This is a genomic window from Streptomyces sp. NBC_00322 (assembly GCF_036147535.1).
In the GTDB taxonomy this organism is placed as follows: domain Bacteria; phylum Actinomycetota; class Actinomycetes; order Streptomycetales; family Streptomycetaceae; genus Streptomyces.
Genome location: NZ_CP108019.1, coordinates 6,324,245 through 6,342,320, shown reverse-complemented (window position 1 = coordinate 6,342,320; position 18,076 = coordinate 6,324,245). Strand labels below are relative to the sequence as shown.

Below are 18,076 nucleotides of genomic sequence, written 5' to 3'. Positions count from 1 at the left end.
GGCTGGACCTATGCGACTCCTTGGTCCTGGCGGGCTGATACTGGTGGCGTGGACAACGCGCCGCGAGTGGACATCCGAGGGCCGTTCGCCGGCTCAGCGCCGCGCGGGCCGGTCGCCGCGGTCGCTACGGTCTCGCACCCCGAAGTGATCAACGAGTTCGTCCGCGTTCGCGCCGCCGCCGCGCTGCGGCCCTATGTGGCCTGGTACATCGGCTACCGGCAGGACGGCTTCCCGGCCACGCAGCACCGGGGGATGCCCTCGCCCTACCTGACGCTGATCTTCACGCTCGACGATGTGCTCACCATGGCCGGCCACCCTGATCCCCGACAGGCACCGGGAACTTACGACACCCTGCTCGGCGGCCTGCACACCTCGCCGGCGCTGATCACCCACCCAGGCCGGCAGTCGGGCATCCAGATCGCGCTCCACCCGCTCGGTGCGCGGGCGCTGCTCGGCCTGCCGGCCGGTGAGCTGGCCAACGCCGATCTTCCCGCAGACGCCGTCCTGGGCCGTATGTGCGGTGAGCTCCAGGCACGGCTGCAGGCGGCAGGTAGCTGGCCGGAGCGCTTCGCCGTGCTGGACAAGCTGCTGCTCCGGGCGACCTCCCCCTACGGAGGCGTTCCGCCCGAGGTCGCCCGCGCCTGGCAGCTGCTGATCCGCACCGGCGGTGCCGTGCCGATGTCGGCGCTGGCGGACGAGGTCGGCTGGAGCGGCCGCCATCTGGCGGACCGCTTCCGCCGGGAGATCGGGCTGACGCCCAAGGCCGCCGCGAGGGTGGTCCGATTCGACCGAGCCCGCAGGCGGCTGGCCGCCGCTGCCGGTCGGTCGCAGCTTCCCCGGCTCGCCGACGTGGCTGCAACGTGCGGCTACTTCGACCAGGCACACCTCGCGCGCGAGTTCCGCTCCCTGGCCGGCTGCGCCCCCAGCACGTGGCTCGCCGAGGAGTTCCGAAACGTCCAAGCCCCCAGCGGCGAACCAGCGGAAGGTTGGATGCAGTAAGAGCCCAACCACTGCTGAAGGACTGGCCGAGGAGGCCTGGTGGACATGGACGACACGACACCGGCACCGCAGGTGTGGCCCACCCTGCGGGCCCACGACGCCCGCGCGCTGATCCGGTTTCTGATCGACGCGTTCGGATTCGAGGAGACCGTGGTCCACGGGGAGGGTGACCGTGTCGACCATGCGCAGCTGTCCTGGCCGGAAGGCGGCGGGATCATGCTCGGCTCGGCGAAGCCGGACGACGAGGACGACGCCTGGCCGCTGCGCCCCGGAAGCTTCGGTGCCTATGCGGTCACCGCTGACCCCGACAGGTTGTACGCCCGCGCGAAGGCCGCCGGCGCCGAGATCACGTCCGAGCTGCGCGAAACCGACTACGGCTCCAGAGATTTCGCCGCCCGCGATCCCGAAGGCAACCGGTGGTCGTTCGGTACCTATCGCGGGGAGCCCCGCAAGGCTGCGGATCCGGGCTGATCCGGCCATGTCACTTTCAGCGCCGGCCCGGCTCCGGTCGATCTGCCTGGCACTCCCCGAGGCGGACGAGCGGCTCAGTCACGGGGAGCCCAGCTGGTTCGCCGGGAAGGGGATGTTCGTCACCGTCTCCGACCACCACCACGACGACCGGCTCGCTTTCTGGTGCGCTGCACCGGCCGGAGTCCAGGAGCACCTGGTCGCCTCAGACCCGGTGCACTTCTTCCGCCCGCCCTACGTCGGCCACCGGGGCTGGATCGGCGTCTACCTCGACGTCGCCGTCGACTGGACCGGCGTGAAGGACCTCGTTCTGGACGCCTACTGCCTGGTCGCCCCCGCGCGCCTGACCGCGGCACCAGCGGATGGCGCGCGGACCGGCTGCGAAATGACAGGACGTGGCCACGATCGGTCCGGGACTCTCGATACTCATGGCGCCGATTCGTGACGCCGAGGCTCCCGTCAGGTGGCCATTGCGCGCAGCGTGCGCTCGCGGACCGTGTCGAGGAAGGCGGGCACGTCATCCATGGGTGGTGGAACGGTCGTGGATCATGCAGGCCCGACGCCACTGCCGCGACCACGAACGCCTCCCCGAGATGAGCGAATCCCTGATCACGTGGGGCGGCGATCACACTCATGAGCCGCCGCCTCACCCGCCGCAAGGCCCAGCCCGCCGCCCGCCGCGACGTCACCCCGTACTACCTGGCACAAGCCGCCTGATCACCCAGCGGACTCGGGCCCGTCGCCTTTCCCGAACCGCTGGTGCCAGCGCAGGGCGCCGAGGTTCTGCCACAGGACCCCGAGCCCGATCTGGGCTGGGGTGAGCCCGGTCTCCGCCGCTTGCTGCCCCGGCCAGGCCAGCGAATTCAGGACCGCTGGTCAGACGAGGCGAGCACTGCAACCGAAACTGTGTCCGACGCATCACACCATCAGCACAGCACCACCACTCAGAGGGGGATGCATGCAAATTCTAAAGTGGATTGGCCAGCGCAAGGCACTGGCCACCGGAACGGCCTTAGCCGCGACGGTGCTGGCCGCCGGGCTGCTCAGCCCCACGGCGCAGGCTTCGTCCACTCAGGGCTACGTCGCCGGATCGGGCTCCGTCCTGGACGACTTCGGCGACGAGGGCACGCTGCGCCGTGGCGGCACGTATGCCAACAGCGGCGCCACCGGCCTGTGGCAGTCGATCCTGTACGCCGACGGATTCCTCAGCGTGTCCGACATCGACTGCCAGTTCGGGCCGACAACCGAGGCGGCAACCAAACGGTGGCAGCAGACCTATGGGCTCACCGCCGACGGTGTTGTCGGACCGGCGACCTTCGGCAGAGCGGACGTCAGTCTCTATGACGAGGGATACAGCGGCACCACCCTCAACGTGAAGTACGGGGGGAGCAAGCGCCCGGTGTATTTCCAACGGACCAGCCAATCCAAGTACCTCTTCCGCACCGACCCGTCGAGCTCGGTCTACTACATGCTGACGGCGTACTACACATCGACCCCATACGGCTGCTGACCGACCTGGGTCACAGTCCTAACGCGAGCCCCGGACCCGCTCGGGTCCGGGGCTCGTCGTCCTTCCGATGGCCCGCCGACTACTCGCTGCTGCCCGAACATCGACCGGGCTCGACGGTCACCAGCGCGCGCCGCCCTAGCTCTCTGAACAACGGCCCTACCAGTCCCAACCCCCGATGACGTACCGCCGTGAGCGATGACGTACCTGCCGAGCAGGCCGGGCCCGGCACCGGACACACCCGAAGGTCATGACGCCCGCCAAGGCGGCCGGAGGGGGCCGCATCCCCCCGCACCCGCTACCCCCGCTTCAGGCCCAAGACCTCCGCCGCAGCGAACGTCTCGGCCCCCGGCTGTTCCGCGTAATACGCGCCCAGCACTCCCTCCAGCTCCTCGAAGCTGAACGCCTCCTTCGACGTGTCGAACTTCGCCGCCACCTTCGGGCGTTCCACGATCGCCACCATCCCGCCGTGCACCACGAGCAGTTGCCCGTTGACGATTCCCGCCGCCGGGGAGGCGAGATAGCCCACCAGCGGGGCGACGTGCTCCGGTGCCAGCGGGTCGAGTTCGCCGGCCGCCGGTTCGGCGAAGCCCGCGAAGACGTCTTCCGTCATGCGCGTACGGGCCCTCGGGCAGATCACATTGGCTCTCACGCCGTACTTGGACAGTGCCAGGGCCGTCGACGTCGTCAGGCCGACGATGCCGCCCTTTGCCGCCGCGTAGTTGGGCTGACCCGCCGAGCCCGCCAGGAACGCCTCCGACGACGTGTTGACGATCCGGCCGTAGACCGGGCCGCCCGCCGCCTTGGAGCGCTCGCGCCAGTGGACGGATGCGAAGTGGGTCGTGTTGAAGTGGCCCTTGAGGTGGACGCGGACCACCGAGTCCCATTCGCTCTCGGTCATCGAGAAGATCATCCGGTCGCGCAGGATGCCCGCGTTGTTGACCAGGATGTCGAGCTTGCCGTACGTCGTGACGGCCAGGTCGACGAGGGCGCGTGCGGACTCGAAGTCGGACACGTCGCCGAGGTGCGCCACGGCCCGGCCGCCCGTCGCGCGGATCTCTTCGGCGACGTTCTCCGCGGGCGCGGCGGACGCCTCGCCCGAGCCGTCGCGGCCCGGGCGGCCGTAGTCGTTGACGACGACCGCCGCGCCGAGCCGGGCGAGTTCCAGGGCTTCCGCCCGGCCCAGGCCCCGCCCCGCGCCGGTGACGATCGCGCTCAGGCCCTCAAGTGGGAGTGACATCAGTGACATCAACGTCCTCTCAGATCTCGATGCAGGTCCGCAGCGCCTCGCCCGTGCGCATCTGGGCCAGCGCCTCGTTGATCTCCGCGAGCTTCACCCGGTGGGTGATGAGCCCTTCGAGGTCGATACGGCCCGCGCGCCACAGGGCGATGGTCCTCTCGTACGAGGTGAGCACGTCGCCGCCCCCGTACATGGACGGCAGGATCCGCTTCTCGTCGAAGAACAGCTCGAACATGTTGAGCTGGAGGTGGTCGTCCATGGCGCCCGCGCCGACGATGCACAGGGTGCCGCCGCGCCGGGTCGTCTCGTAGGCGGTGCGCGCGGTGGCGGATTTGCCGACGACCTCGAAGACGTAGTCGAAGCCCTCGCCCGCGGTGACGCGCTGCTTGGCGTCGGCGAGTTCGTCGGGCGAGACGGCTTCCGTGGCGCCGAACCTGAGGGCCGCCTCGCGCCGGGTGGCGACCGGGTCGACGGCGATGATCTGGGCGGCGCCCTTGAGCCGGGCGCCCTGGATCGCGGAGATGCCGACGCCGCCGCACCCGATGACCGCGACCGACGAACCGGCCGCCACATCCGCGGTGTTGATGGCCGCGCCGAGGCCGGTGGTCACCCCGCAGCCGATGAGCGCGGCGATGTCGAAGGGCACGTCGTCGGGGATCGGCACGGCGCAGCCCTCAGGGACGACGACTTCCTCGGTGAAGGTTCCGGTGCCGGCGAAGCCGAAGACGTCGCCGCCGGGGCGCTTGAAGTTGGGGGTGCCGGCGTTCATGAATCCGGCGAGGCACAGCTCGCTCTGGCCGCGCTTGCAGGCGGGACAGACACCGCACGCGGGCAGCCAGCACAGCAGCACCCGGTCGCCCTGCGAGAGACCGTTCACGCCGTCGCCGACGTCGATGATCTCGCCCGCCCCCTCGTGTCCGGGGACGAAGGGCGCGGGCTGCGGCAGTACACCGTTCATGGCCGAGATGTCGGAGTGGCACAGTCCGGTGGCCCGGACCCGGATCCTGACCTTGCCGGGGCCGAAGCCCACCGCCTCGACATCGTCGAGGACTTCGAGCTTGTCCTGCCCTGTCTCGTGCAGTACGGCTGCGCGCATGGCGCGGCTCCCTTCAGAACGTTTCCACGAGGGTGTCGACGAGGACCGGGGCGTCGTCCCGTTCCACGGCTGTCACCGACACCTGGACCTTGCCGTCTTGCTGCCACATCCGGATACGCAGGGTCTCGCCCGGGAAAACCACTCCGGCGAAGCGTGTGGTGTAGGAGCGGACGCGGCCGACGTCCCCGCCGAGGACGGTGTCGACGACGGCCTTGAGGGTCATCCCGTACGTGCAGAGCCCGTGCAGGATGGGCCGGTCGAAACCCGCGAGCGCGGCGAACTCGGGGTCGGCGTGCAGGGGATTGAAGTCGCCGGAGAGCCGGTAGAGCAGCGCCTGGTCCTCGCGAATGCTCCGTTCGACGGTCTTGTCGGGCTCGCGTTCCGGCTGCTCCAGGCGCACCGACGGCCCGCGCTCGCCGCCGAAGCCTCCTTCTCCGCGTACGAAGATCTGGGAATCGCTCGTCCACAGCGGCCCGTCGTCGTCGGCGGCATCGGTGCGCAGGACGAGGACCGCGGCCTTGCCCTTGTCGTAGACGGCGGCGACGCGCGAGGTCGAGACGGCCTTCCCCTCGACCGGGATGGGCCGGTACAGCCGGATGGTCTGTCCGCCGTGGAGTACGGATGTGAGGTCGATGTCGAGCCCGGGGCTGCCCAGTCCGGCGACGACACCAAGGCGCGCGCCCGCGACGGTGGCGAAGCTGGGCAGTACGTGCAGCTTCGATTCGAGCGTGTAGCGCAGTTCGGCGGGGTCGGTGGCGGGAACGCCCGCGCCGAGGCCGAGGTGGTAGAGCAGGACGTCCTTGCGGTCCCAGCGGATCTCGGCGCTGCGGGGTTCGGCTGCGACGGCCTTGGCGGCATCAATGGGCATGGGGTTGCTGCTCCTTGATGGGTGGAAGACCTCGGCGCGGCCGTCCGCACCGTCGGCCGCACCGAGGTCGCACGGGACCGGCCCGGGCGCCCGTTCTAGAACGCGTTCTAGGGTCGGTGGCCCCTATGTATAACGCAGCCCCCAGAACTTGTGAAGACTGCTGACTCCATGTCAGATACCGTGGGCGGCCCAGGACATTTGTCACTGCCGAGTGCGTACATGCGCATCTGCCGGGACCCGCCGCCCACTCCGTAGCGTGATCCACATGACGCAGACACCAGACACCGCGGTGGCGGTGAGCTTCGCCGGAGCGGCCAAGGTCTTCGGCGAGGTGCGCGCCGTCGACGGCATCGACCTCGGCATCCGGCGCGGCGAGACGGTTGCCCTGCTCGGCCGCAACGGGGCGGGCAAGTCCACCGCGATCAGCCTGATGCTCGGCCTGAACGAGCCCGACGCCGGCCGGGTCGAGGTCTTCGGCCACGCCCCCGCGCACGCCGTCGCGGCGGGCCGGGTCGGCGCGATGCTCCAGGACGGCCGCCCGATCCCCCGGGTGACCGTGCGCGAGGTGGTCACCTTCGTGGCCCGCACCTACCCGCGGCCGCTGCCGGTCGCCGAGGCGCTGGAGCTCGCCGGGCTCACCGAGCTGGCGGACCGCCGCGCCGACCGGCTCTCGGGCGGCCAGGTCCAGCGCGTCCGCTTCGCCCTTGCGCTGGCGGGCAATCCGGAGCTGATCGTCCTCGACGAGCCGACCGCGGCGCTCGACGTCGAGGCGCGGCACGCCTTCTGGAAGTCGATGCGCGGCTATGCCGCGCGCGGCAACACCGTGCTCTTCTCCACCCACTATCTGGAGGAGGCCGACGACAACGCCGACCGCATCGTCGTCGTCGACCGCGGCCGGATCGTCGCCGACGGGAGCAGCGATCAGCTCAAGCGCGCGAACGGCGGCAATCTCGTCTCCTTCGACCTCGCGGGCCGGGGCACCGAAGGGCTCACCCGGCTCCCCGGCGTCGTCTCCGTGGAGGTCCGGGGCGACCGTGCCCGGCTGCGTACGGAGGACTCGGACGCGACCGTCGTCGCACTCGCCGGGGTCGGTGCGATCCGCGGCCTCGAAGTCGCCCCGGTCTCGCTCGAAGACGCCTTCCTCGCTCTCACCTCGGCCTCTGACTCGCCCGAACTGGAGACAGCACGATGATCACCGCCTACCTCAAGCTGGAAGTGCGCCGCACGCTGCGTGACACCGGGTTCGTGATCTTCGGCATCGGGATGCCGGTGATGATGTATCTGCTCTTCACCAACCTCGGTGAGAACGACCCCGAGTGGAAGACCGCCTCCATGGTGGGCATGGCGGCGTACGGAGCGCTCGGCGCGGCCCTGTCCACCGGTGGAGGGGTCGCCGAGGACAAGGCCCTCGGCTGGCTGCGGCAGCTGCGGATCACCCCGATGAGCCCGCGCCAGGTCGTCACCGGCCGTGCACTCACCGGCTCGGTGACCGTACTGCCCGCGATCATCGCCGTGCTGGCGGCCGGCGGCCTGGTCAACGGCGTACGGCTGGCTGCCTGGCAGTGGGCGGCGCTCGCCGTACTGCTCTGGCTCGGCGCGCTTCCCTTCACCCTGCTCGGGCTCGGCAACGGCTACCGGCTCTCCGCGCAGACGACGGGCGTGGTGAACATGGCCTGCAATCTGGGGCTCTCGGTCGTCGGCGGACTGTGGTTCCCCTCCGTCCTGTTCCCCGGCTGGCTGCAGTCGCTGTCGCAGTACACCCCGGCCAACCGCTTCGCGGACCTGGGCTGGTCGACGACCCAGGGGCACGCGCCCGGGCCGACGACGGTGGCTGTGCTGGTCGCCTGGCTGCTGGCGTTCGGGTCGTACGCGGTGATCTCATACCGTCGGGCCGCGAGGACGGCGTGACAGGGGCAGGGGCACGGGCACGGGCGGGAGCGATCATGCGCTGGAGAAACGGGCGGTACGCCAGGCGGCGGGGCGCCGAGGAGATGGGTCCGCCCAACGGCTTCGCGTTGCTGCCCTGGCTGTTCATGGGGATGGGCGCCTTCTCCAACCTCCTCCAGGGCAAGACCCCCAACCCCTGGATCGGCGGCATCGGTCTGCTGGTCTTCAACTCCCTCTACATCTCCGTGGTGTTCCGCGCCTTCAAGAAGGAGGCGCGGGAGGCGCCCGCCACCCGGTGGCTGCTCGTGGCGATGACCGCGGTCACCTGCGGCCTCGCCATCGGGTACGGCGGCACGTGGCTGCTCTTCTTCCCCCTCCTCGGCCTGGCCGTCGGCTCGGTGGTACGAGGGCGGCGGCTCGGCCCCACCGTGCTCGGGCTCAGCGCCCTGGCCGGTGTGATCGCCGGAGTGCGGGACGGCTGGGGCGCGATCAACGTCGCGTACGGGACGTTCATCTCCGGCATGGTGACCGCGGCGATCCTCGCCCTGTCGGAGACCGTGCGGGAACTGCGGGAGACCCGGCAGGAACTGGCCCGTACCGCGGTCGAGAAGGAACGGCTGCGCTTCTCGCGCGACCTGCACGATCTGCTCGGCCACACCCTCTCGGTGATCGTGGTCAAGTCGGAGGCCGCGCGCCGCCTGGCCCCGCGGGACATGGACGCCGCGCTCGGCCAGATCACCGACATCGAGTCGGTGGGCCGCCAGGCGCTGACCGAGATCCGCGAGGCGGTGACCGGCTACCGCGAGGGCACTCTCGCCACCGAACTCGACCGGGCCCGCTCGGCGCTCACGGCCGCGGGCATCGAACCGGTGGTCCGCCAGTCGGGCCCGCCGCCGGAGCCCCAGACGGCGGCGCTGCTGGGCTGGGTGGTCCGCGAGGCGGTGACCAACGCGGTACGCCACAGCGGCGCGGCCCAGTGCGAGATCACCCTGGAGGGCACCCCCGAGCGCGTGCGCCTCACCGTCGCCGACGACGGGCGCGGGGGCGACGTGGTGCCCGCCACGTCCGGCGGCACCGGTCTGAAGGGGCTGAGCGAACGCCTCTCCGCCGCGGGCGGCTCCCTGGAGGCGGGCCCTTCTCCGAGGGGCGGCTTCCGGGTACGGGCCCAACTCCCCGTGGACGCACTCCAGTCGGCGCCGAGCTGCTGATCGTCCCGGCGCCGGGACCGCTTTGACCTGCTACGCATCACAGCCGAACGCCCCGATCCGCCCTACGCTTACGCCGTGGAAGAGATGCCCCAGGATCACCGGCCCGCCAAGTCCGTACGCGTACTCCTCGCCGAGGACCAGGGCATGATGCGCGGCGCGCTCGCGCTGCTCCTCGGGCTGGAGCCGGACATCGAAGTCGTCGCACAGGTCGCCCGGGGCGACGCCATCGTCGACGCAGCGCTCACCACGCGCCCCGACGTGGCTCTCCTCGACATCGAACTGCCCGGCCGCAGCGGCCTCGACGCGGCCGCCGACCTGCGGGACGAGGTCCCCGACTGCCGGGTACTGATCCTCACCACCTTCGGGCGCCCCGGCTATCTGCGCCGGGCAATGGAAGCCGGAGCCGCGGGCTTCCTGGTCAAGGACGGGCCCGTGGAGGAACTGGCCGGAGCGATCCGCAAGGTCCTTACCGGCGAGACGGTCATCGACCCGGCCCTGGCCGCGGCGGCCCTGAGCGCGGGCCCGAGCCCGCTCACCGCGCGCGAGCGGGATGTCCTGAACGCCTCGGTGGACGGGGCGACGGTGTCCGACATCGCGGGGACGCTGCATCTGTCCGAGTCGACGGTACGGAACTATCTGTCCTCCGCGATCGGCAAGACGGGCACGCGCAACCGCATGGAGGCGGTGCGGGCGGCGCGTCAGCAGGGCTGGCTGTAGGGCAGGGTTGGACTTCAGCCCGCCGGCGTTCGAGGACATGCGGCCGAAGGGCGCATACGGGGTCTGGAGGCTTGCCCCCAGTTCGGGAGACCAAGCGGTGCCGGCGAACGGGCAGCGTCTCAGCGTGTCGTTTTCTCTTGCAGCTCGACGGTGAACCAGGTGGTCTTGCCCTCGTCGGTGGGACGCACTCCCCAGCTGTCGGCAAGGGCGCGGACGAGGATCAGTCCCCTGCCGGACTCCTCGTCCTCGGCCGCCAGCCGGGGCTGGGGCAGATGGGGGCTGTGGTCGCTGACCTCAACCGTGAGATCGGTGGCGGTGCGGCGCAGGTGCAGGCCGATGGGTCCCTGCGCGTGCTGGACGGCGTTGGTCAGGACCTCGGAGAGCAGGAGCTGCGCCTCGTCCGCGGCCTCGGTGCAGTCCCATGAGGAGAGGGCCTTGCCGAGGAAGGCGCGGCCCTCGGGCACAGAGTCGGGGATGGCCGGCAGGTCCGTGGTGACGGCGGCCATGGGCGCGTCGGGCAGTCGTGTCAGCAGCAGGGTGACGTCGTCGTTGTGGCCCTCGACGTCGGGCAACAGGGTTGCCAGGACGTGATCGGCGGCGGCCTCCAGCTCGGGAGGGGTGGCGAAGAGGTCGCTCAGGGTGGTGGTGAGCTGGGTGAGTTGGTCCTCGATGTCGCTGCCGGGGGTTTCGATCAGGCCGTCGGTGTAGAGCACGAGGGTGGCGCCGGGCGGTATGACGGCGCTGGACTGCTGGTAAAGGACGTCGCCGACGCCAAGGGGCGCGTTCACGGGCGCCGGGAGCGCCCGGGCGCCGTCGCCGGGGGTGGCGACCAGGGTGGGCAGATGGCCGGCCGAGCAGATCGTGACCTCGCCCGCGTCGGCGGCGATGACCAGATAGCAGCAGGTGACCAATTGGTCGGGGACGTCCAGGTCGGCGACGCAGGTATCCAGGGCCTGCATGAGCTGGCGGGGTTGCATGCCGGTCTTGGCCAGGGCGTGCGCGGCGGAGCGCAACTGGCCCATGACGGCGGCGGCTTCCAGGCCACGGCCCATCACGTCGCCGATCAGAACGCCTACCCGGCCCGCCCCGAGTGGGATGAGGTCGAACCAGTCGCCGCCGACCCCGGCGCCCTGGGTGGCGGGCCGGTAGCGGCTGGCGGTGGTGAGGCCGGGGATGGCGGGCGGGGTGCCCATCAGGCTGCGCTGGAGGGTGAGGGCGATGTGTCGCTGCTGCTCGTAGAGGACGGTCAGTTCCGCCTCGGCCTGCTTGCGGTCGCTGATGTCGCGGACGATGGCGCACGCGCCGGTGACTGTGCCGTTCGCGGCGCGGGTGGGCCAGAGGGTGACGTCGACGTCCAGCAGGGCATCGGAGCGGGTGAGGCGCAGGGTCTCGAAGTGCTCGACCCTCTCTCCGTTGCGCAGCCGGTCCATGAGTACGGTGATCTCGTCCCGGCGTTCGGGCGGGGCGAGCAGGGACACGTGCCGGCCCATGACCTCGGCCCGGGTGTAGCCGTACAGCCGCTGGGCGGCGGCGTTCCAGTAGGTGATGTGACCGTCGAGGGTCTTGGCGAGGATCGCGTCCTGGGAGGACTCGACGAGCGCGGCGAGTTCGTTGATGCGTTCCTCGGCGGCTTTGCGGTCGCTGACGTCCCGGACCGCAGCGGACACAAGGAGACCGTCGGTGGTTTCCAGGGGACTGAGACTGATTTCGACGGGGAACTCGGTACCGTCCTTGCGCAGTCCGTGCAATTCCAACCCCGCACCCATGGGCCGCACTTGGCGATTGTTGGCATAACCGTCACGGTGATCGGCATGGTGGGCCCGGAAGCGGCCAGGGACCAGCAACTCGACAGGGTGGCCCAGGAGCTCTCCGCGTTGGTAACCGAAGAGAGCTTCCGTCTGGGCGTTGACGAGTTTGATGGTGCCGGTGTCGTCGACGATCACCATCGCGTCCGGCGCCGCCTCCAACAGCCCCCGAAACCGATCCTCGGCGGCTTTGCGGTCACTGACGTCCCGGACCGCAGCGGACACAAGCAGACCGTCGGCGGTTTCCAGAGGGCTCAGGCTGATTTCGACGGGAAACTCGGTACCGTCCTTGCGCAGTCCATGCAACTCCAACCCCGCACCCATGGGCCGCACTTGGCGATTGTTGGCATAACCGTCACGGTGATCGGCATGGTGGGCCCGGAAGCGGCCAGGGACCAGCAACTCGACAGGGTGGCCCAGGAGCTCTCCGCGTTGGTAACCGAAGAGAGCTTCCGTCTGGGCGTTGACGAGTTTGATGGTGCCGGTGTCGTCGACGATCACCATCGCGTCCGGCGCCGCCTCCAACAGCCCCCGAAACCGATCCTCGGCGGCTTTGCGGTCACTGACGTCCCGGACCGCAGCGGACACAAGCAGACCGTCGGTCGTTTCCAGAGGGCTCAGGCTGATTTCGACGGGAAACTCGGTACCGTCCTTGCGCAGTCCATGCAACTCCAACCCCGCACCCATGGGCCGCACTTGGCGATTGTTGGCATAACCGTCACGATGATCGGCATGGTGGCCGCGGAAGCGCCCGGGAACGAGCAACTCGACAGGGTGGCCCAGGAGCTCTCCGCGTTGATAGCCGAAGAGAGCTTCCGTCTGGGCGTTGACGAGTTTGATGGTGCCGGTGTCGTCGACGATGACCATCGCATCCGGCGCCGCCTCCAACAGCCCCCGAAACCGATCCTCGGCGGCTCCCGGCCCGCCTTCGTGAGCCTGGGCACCACCCGGACACTGCTTCCGGACCGCCGCATCCGCGGACCAAGCTGATGCCGGTCCAACAAAGTCACCCATGTCCGCCCCAGACGTGCCGCCTACCGGAATCGGGCCATTCCAGTACACCCGGACCGCGCCCGCTGCGACATGTCGCTTACTGGCTCCACAACGGCCGAACCTGTCCGCCGACAGCACCCCCGGTGACCGTCTGCCGACACAGTCACTCCACTGACCATCGGGAAGTTGGCCGACTTTCCGTGATCTTCAGCGGCGCATCGGCTCCATGATGCGCCGGCTTCGTTGAGGAGACAGGCCCCCATCGGGGTGTCGGGCCAGACAGGGGAAGGGAGTCGGCACCAAGGGACGAAGCCGCTCGTTCAGCGGTGGTCACCTGGAGGCGTTCAGCCTGGTGCGGATCTTTTCGGCGTCGGGGTGGTCAAGGTCGTCGAGGATGGTCAGGGCGTGCTGCCAGGTGTCGCGGGCCGCGTCCCTTTCGCCCGCGGCGTGGTGGCTCTCGGCGAGGTGGGTAAGCATTTCGGCTTCGTCCAAGCGGTTGCCGAGTCCCCGGAGCAGTTCCAGTGCGTGGTGGTAGCAGCTGATGGCCTGGCGGATATTTCCGAGGCGGTGGTGGGCGTAGCCGTAGGTGTCCCATGCGCTCGCCTCGCCCTCACGGTCTCCGCCGGCCTTGAACAGGTCCAGGGCCTGCTCGCAGTAGGTCAAGGCTTGGCGGTCGCCGCGCTCGGCCTGGTACCAGCCGAAGTTGTTCAGGACCTTGGCCTGTCCGACCTGGTGGCCGGCGGCTCGGAATAGCTCCAGCGCCTGCTTGAGGTGGTCTCCCGTTTCCTCGTAGCGGTCGTGCTTGGCCAGCACCCACGTGATCTTGATCCGGGTGAATGCCTGGCCGACGGGGTCGGCGAGCCGGCGGAACAGGTCGAGGGCCTGGTCAAGATGGGGGTGGGCGTCGTCCGGGCGGCCCAGTGCGCGGTAGGCGAGGGCGAGGCCGTAGTGGGCGTGGGCCTGCCCGGTTTCGTCGGGCAGCCGCCGGGCGGCATGCAGGGCGGTGTGCTGGGTGGTGAGGAGTTCGTGCCAGCGGCCGCAGCGGTGGAGGTAGGTGGTCAGGGCCCAGGCCAGCTGCCAGGCGTGGGCGTCCAGTCCGGTGTCGGCGGCCTGTCGTACGGCGGCGAGCAGGACCGGATGCTCGGCGGTGAACCAGGCAGTTGCCTGCGCGGGGTCCGCGGTCCGCTCGGGGTTTGCACCGGGGTGGGGCGGGTGCGGGGTGATGGAAGCGCGGTGCGGGTCGAGCAGGTGGTCGGCGGCGTGGGCGGTGTGCAGGTAGTGGTCGAGCATGCGGTGGGCGGCCGGGTGCTGTTCGGTGTCCGCATCGAGGGTGTGGGCCCTTTCGGCGGCGTAGGCGCGCAGCAGGTCGTGGAGGGTGTAGCGGCCGGGAGCGGGTTCGCCGATCAGGTGGGCGCGGGTCAGTTCGGCCAGCAGGGGCCGTACCTGATGAAGAGTGAGGCCGGTGAGACTGGCCGCCGCGGGGGCCGAGAACTCGGGGCCGGGGTGCAGGCCCAACAGTGCGAACAGCCGCACCGCGCCCGAGCTGAGGGCGTGGTGGGACCAGGAGAACACAGCGCGCGCATCGGTCATCGGGTCGTCGCCGGTGAAGGCTTCCAGGCCACCGTCGGCGGCGCGCAGTTCGCCGGCCAGGGTTGCGAGAGGGACGGCGGGCCGGGTGGCGGCGCGGGCGGCCGCGATGGCCAGAGCCAGCGGCAGCCGGGCGCACCGGGTGATGATCTCCTCCACCGCATCCGGTTCGGCTGCCACCCGGTGCGCGCCGAGTCGGTGGGCCAGCAGACCGCGGGCCTCGGCCGGTGAGAGCAGGTCCAGGGCGATCGGGTGGGCGCCCTCGGCGGCGACCAGTCCGGCCAGCCGGTTGCGGCTGGTCACCACGGCCAGGCAGCCGGCAGTACCGGGCAGCAGCGGGCGGACCTGTTCCGCGTCTCCGGCGTTGTCCAGCACGACCAGTATCCGCCGCCCGGCCAGCAAGCTGCGGTACAGCCCCACCCGCGCCTCCAGGTCCGCCGGGACGCGCTCGCCCGGTACGCCCAGCGCATCGAGGAAGCCCCGCACCGCCTGGTCCGGCGTCACCGCCACGCCCGAGGGGTCGAAGCCACGCAGGTTCACATACAGCCGGCCGTCCGGGAAGCGGTCGGCCACCCGGTGCGCCCAGTGCACCGCCAGCGCCGTCTTGCCCACCCCCGCCGTCCCCGACACCGCCGAGACCACCACGGCGGCCGGCCGTTCCGCAGCCGCGGCCAGGATCCCGTCCAGTTGGGCCAGTTCTTCCTCCCGCCCAGTGAACCCCCGTGCTTCCAGAGGGAGTTGCGCGGGGATGCCCCGGCGGGGCTCCGCGCCGGCGGGCGGCGGTGTGCTGCGGGCCGCAGGTGGGGCAGGTTCACCGCGCAGGATCGCCTGGTGCACGTGCTGCGCCTCGGCGCCCGGGTCCGTGCCGAGCTCCTGGGCCAGCCGCTTCTGCAGGACGCTGTAGCAGGCCAGGGCCTCCGGGCCGCGCCCGGCGACCTGTAGCGCCCGCATCAGTGCCACGGCGAGTGGCTCGACCAGTGGATGCTCGGCGACCAGACCGGTCAGGGCACCGATCACCTCCGCGTGACCGCCCACGCGCAACTCGGCATCGGCCCAGGCCATCACCGCGTCGATGCGCTGCTGCCGCAAGCCCTCTCTGGTGCGTGCCGCCCAATCACCGGGCAGCCCGGCCAGCGGCTCACCGCGCCACAACCCGAGCGCCTCCCGCAGCACGGCCACCCGCGCGCCGTCCGTAGGGCCCCCGTCACGGGCCTGCGCGACAAGGCTCCGGAACCGGTGAAGATCCACCCGGTCGGGCGGCACGTCCAGCAGATATCCCCCGGGGCCACGCCGAAGCAGCGGTCCGGTGGCACCGCTGTCCGCGCTGCCATCAAGGGGAGCAGCGGTGCCCGCCAAGGCCCGGCGGTTGCGGGCAATGTGGGCGTAGAGCGAGGTGCGTACCTGAGCCGGCGGGTCCTCGCCCCAGACCCGGTCGATCAGCGTCTCGGCCGCCACCCAGCGCCCCGTGTCCACCAGCAGCACCGCCAGGACCATGCGCTGTTTGACCGAACCCAGATCCACCGAGCGGCCCGCGACCCGTAACTCCACCGGCCCCAGCAGCAGAAACTCCACCAGCTCTCCCCCCGGCGCCGCTCTGCGTGGCCCGGGCGTCGGCTCCGGCCCCGCCACGCCCCTGCGCCCACCCAACCACCCACTGACCAGCGATGCAAGGTACTTGCAAGGTTGTTGGCAACCCTCCTACCGCACCGTGTGAACAGCGGCCGTGACACCGGGGAACCACGGGCAGCTGCGTCTCACGGCGAGTACGTCATCGCACCTTCCCCTCGCACAGGAGGAAAAATGATCACGAACTTCAGGTCCAGGCTGACGACGTACGGGCTTGTGTCTGCGGCCCTGGCCGCATTCGCTGTTCCAGTAGCCGTAGTCGGAACGGCCGCGCCCGCGTCCGCGGCGGCGTACTGCGGCCGGACTGCTCCCAACATCGACCTCAGTGCCAACGTGAGGCAGACGGCGGGCGTGGCCGCGAACATGCGCAGCGGCTCCAGTACAAGCTGCGCGATCAAGGGCTGGGCCGACAATCAGGACACCCTCGACTACTACTGCTACACGCGTAACTCCAGCGGGTCCACCTGGACGTACCTCAGGAATGTCACCGACAACACGTACGGGTGGGTGAGCGACTCCCTGCTGCCCGGCAACGGCTCCTTGGACCCCTGCGGCTTCTGACACGCAGGCCGCACCGGCCGCTGCCATCACTTGGCGTGTCGGCCGGCCCGGGCCTCCGGGCCGGCCGACTCGCTTGCACCCGGCCGCAGTCCAGGGCGGCGCCGACCCGACCGGTTGACCCTTCACCCGGTCCCTGCGCGCGCGGCCAGGTCCCCGCCGAGACGGGCCGTTCCCCCTGCCCGCGCCGGGGCCGGCCATCCCGACCAGCTCAGCCCGCGCGAAACCGGGCTCGCGGAACTCAAGACAGAGCTCGCGCTGGATCGCTCTAGCACTTCCGCAGCAGCGTCACCACCGCCGCCCCGCCCAGCCCGATGTTGTGCGCGAGCCCCACCCGCGCCCCCGCCACCTGCCGCGGGCCGGCCTCTCCCCTCAACTGCCGTACCAGTTCGGCCGCCTGGGCCAGACCGGTCGCGCCGAGCGGATGGCCCTTGGAGATCAGGCCGCCCGACGGGTTGACCACCCACCGGCCGCCGTACGTCGTCGCGCCGCTCTCCACGAGCTTGCCGGACTCGCCGTCCTCGCACATGCCGAGCGCCTCATAGGTGAGCAGCTCGTTGATGGAGAAGCAGTCGTGCAGCTCGATGACGTCGACGTCCTCGATGCCCAGCCCTGACGTCTCGTACACGCTCCGTGCGGCCTGCCGCGACATCGGCTTGCCGACGACGTCGATGCAGGAGCCGGAGGCGAAGGTCTCCTCGGTGTCGGTGGTCATGGCCTGGGCGGCGATCTCCACGGCCCTGTCGTGCAGCCCGTGCCGGACGACGAAGCGCTCGGACACGACGACGGCCGCGGCTGCGCCGTCCGATGTGGGCGAGCACTGGAGTTTGGTCAGCGGCCGGTGGATCGTCTTCGCGGCGAGGATCTCGTCCACCGAGTAGACGTCCTGGAACTGGGCCTCCGGGTTGTTCGCCGAGTGCCGGTGGTTCTTGGCGCCGACGGCGGCGAGCTGCGCCTCGGTGGTGCCGTACCGCTGCATGTGCTCGCGGGCGGCGTTGCCGAAGATCTGGGCGGTGGGGGGTGTCATCTCGAAGCCGTGGGCGGCCGCCATGACTCCGTAATGACGCGCGACCGGCGAGGTCTTGAAGTCCCCACCGTCCGCACCCGCCCCCAGCGCCCCGCGCGCCATCTTCTCGAAGCCGAGCGCCAGTACGCAGTCGCTGATGCCGCCCTCGACGAACTGCCGCGCCATCATCAGCGCCGTCGACCCGGTCGCGCAGTTGTTGTTGACGTTGTAGACGGGCACACCGGTCAGCCCGAGTTCGTACGCGGCCCGCTGGCCCGCCGTCGACGCCTGGAAGCAGTACCCCACGGGCACCTGCTCGACGAGGTCGTACGAGATCCCCGCATCGGCAAGCGCCTGCGTCCCCGCCTCCTTCGCCATGTCCCAGTACTGCCAGTCCCTCGACTCGGGCTTCTCGAACTTCGTCGTCCCGACCCCGACGATGTACGCCTTCATGTGTCCGGCCTCCCTGCCACTACCTGACGATGCGTCAGATAGTGGCAGGGGCGGGCGG

At 70.5% G+C, this 18,076-nt stretch carries 15 protein-coding genes; 9 read left to right on the top strand and 6 right to left on the bottom strand.

Annotated features, from left to right (window positions below; genetic code table 11):
- The first annotated feature begins 48 nt into the window (after positions 1-48).
- From OG905_RS28900 to OG905_RS28885, 4 genes are all read left to right on the top strand, one after another.
- Entirely contained in the window at positions 49-999 is a 951-nt protein-coding gene (locus OG905_RS28900) for a helix-turn-helix domain-containing protein (RefSeq protein ID WP_328678480.1), read from the top strand.
- Between the two features lie 45 nt (positions 1,000-1,044).
- Positions 1,045-1,470: a VOC family protein gene (locus OG905_RS28895; RefSeq protein ID WP_328678478.1), complete on the top strand. Its 426-nt coding sequence runs from the start codon at positions 1,045-1,047 to the stop codon at positions 1,468-1,470.
- Between the two features lie 7 nt (positions 1,471-1,477).
- Complete coding sequence (locus tag OG905_RS28890; RefSeq protein WP_328678477.1) at positions 1,478-1,912, top strand: MmcQ/YjbR family DNA-binding protein; 435 nt, start codon at positions 1,478-1,480, stop codon at positions 1,910-1,912.
- A 513-nt stretch (positions 1,913-2,425) separates the two neighbouring features.
- Complete coding sequence (locus OG905_RS28885) at positions 2,426-2,977, top strand: peptidoglycan-binding domain-containing protein (protein ID WP_328678476.1); 552 nt, start codon at positions 2,426-2,428, stop codon at positions 2,975-2,977.
- 295 nt (positions 2,978-3,272) lie between these two features.
- Here the strand turns inward: OG905_RS28885 and OG905_RS28880 are convergent, their stop codons facing one another.
- From OG905_RS28880 to OG905_RS28870, 3 genes are read right to left on the bottom strand one after another with little or no spacing between them, the layout of a single operon-like run.
- Complete coding sequence (locus tag OG905_RS28880) at positions 3,273-4,214, bottom strand: 3-oxoacyl-ACP reductase (protein ID WP_443044005.1); 942 nt, start codon at positions 4,212-4,214, stop codon at positions 3,273-3,275.
- A gap of 19 nt (positions 4,215-4,233) precedes the next feature.
- Positions 4,234-5,310: a Zn-dependent alcohol dehydrogenase gene (locus OG905_RS28875; protein ID WP_328678470.1), complete on the bottom strand. Its 1,077-nt coding sequence runs from the start codon at positions 5,308-5,310 to the stop codon at positions 4,234-4,236.
- A gap of 13 nt (positions 5,311-5,323) precedes the next feature.
- Positions 5,324-6,178, bottom strand: a complete 855-nt coding sequence (locus OG905_RS28870) for a MaoC/PaaZ C-terminal domain-containing protein (protein WP_328678469.1) — start codon at positions 6,176-6,178, stop codon at positions 5,324-5,326.
- A gap of 265 nt (positions 6,179-6,443) precedes the next feature.
- Here OG905_RS28870 and OG905_RS28865 point away from each other — a divergent pair, with 265 nt between their 5' ends.
- The 4 genes from OG905_RS28865 (at position 6,444) to OG905_RS28850 (ending at position 9,990) form a co-directional block, all read left to right on the top strand.
- Positions 6,444-7,370 carry an ABC transporter ATP-binding protein gene (locus OG905_RS28865; protein ID WP_328678467.1) on the top strand — a complete coding sequence of 309 codons (927 nt, stop codon included), beginning with the start codon at positions 6,444-6,446 and terminating at the stop codon, positions 7,368-7,370.
- Positions 7,367-8,086: an ABC transporter permease gene (locus OG905_RS28860; RefSeq protein ID WP_443044004.1), complete on the top strand. Its 720-nt coding sequence runs from the start codon at positions 7,367-7,369 to the stop codon at positions 8,084-8,086. Before OG905_RS28865 ends, OG905_RS28860 begins: the two co-directional genes overlap by 4 nt.
- Before the next feature lie 35 nt (positions 8,087-8,121).
- Positions 8,122-9,273 (top strand): sensor histidine kinase, encoded by a 1,152-nt coding sequence (locus tag OG905_RS28855; protein WP_328678466.1) that lies wholly within the window; start codon positions 8,122-8,124, stop codon positions 9,271-9,273.
- 84 nt (positions 9,274-9,357) lie between these two features.
- Complete coding sequence (locus OG905_RS28850; protein WP_328682658.1) at positions 9,358-9,990, top strand: response regulator transcription factor; 633 nt, start codon at positions 9,358-9,360, stop codon at positions 9,988-9,990.
- Between the two features lie 119 nt (positions 9,991-10,109).
- Here OG905_RS28850 and OG905_RS28845 read toward each other — a convergent pair whose 3' ends face one another.
- Positions 10,110-12,809 carry a PAS domain S-box protein gene (locus OG905_RS28845; protein WP_443044003.1) on the bottom strand — a complete coding sequence of 900 codons (2,700 nt, stop codon included), beginning with the start codon at positions 12,807-12,809 and terminating at the stop codon, positions 10,110-10,112.
- 309 nt (positions 12,810-13,118) lie between these two features.
- On the bottom strand, positions 13,119-15,947 hold the full coding sequence (locus tag OG905_RS28840) for an AfsR/SARP family transcriptional regulator (protein ID WP_328678464.1): 2,829 nt from the start codon (positions 15,945-15,947) through the stop codon (positions 13,119-13,121).
- Between the two features lie 228 nt (positions 15,948-16,175).
- Here OG905_RS28840 and OG905_RS28835 point away from each other — a divergent pair, with 228 nt between their 5' ends.
- The gene (locus OG905_RS28835) at positions 16,176-16,562 is read left to right on the top strand and encodes an SH3 domain-containing protein (protein WP_328678463.1); all 387 of its coding nucleotides are present in this window, start codon (positions 16,176-16,178) and stop codon (positions 16,560-16,562) included.
- Positions 16,563-16,827: 265 nt separating this feature from the next.
- Here the strand turns inward: OG905_RS28835 and OG905_RS28830 are convergent, their stop codons facing one another.
- On the bottom strand, positions 16,828-18,018 hold the full coding sequence (locus OG905_RS28830; protein WP_328678461.1) for a lipid-transfer protein: 1,191 nt from the start codon (positions 18,016-18,018) through the stop codon (positions 16,828-16,830).
- Positions 18,019-18,076: the final 58 nt, after the last annotated feature.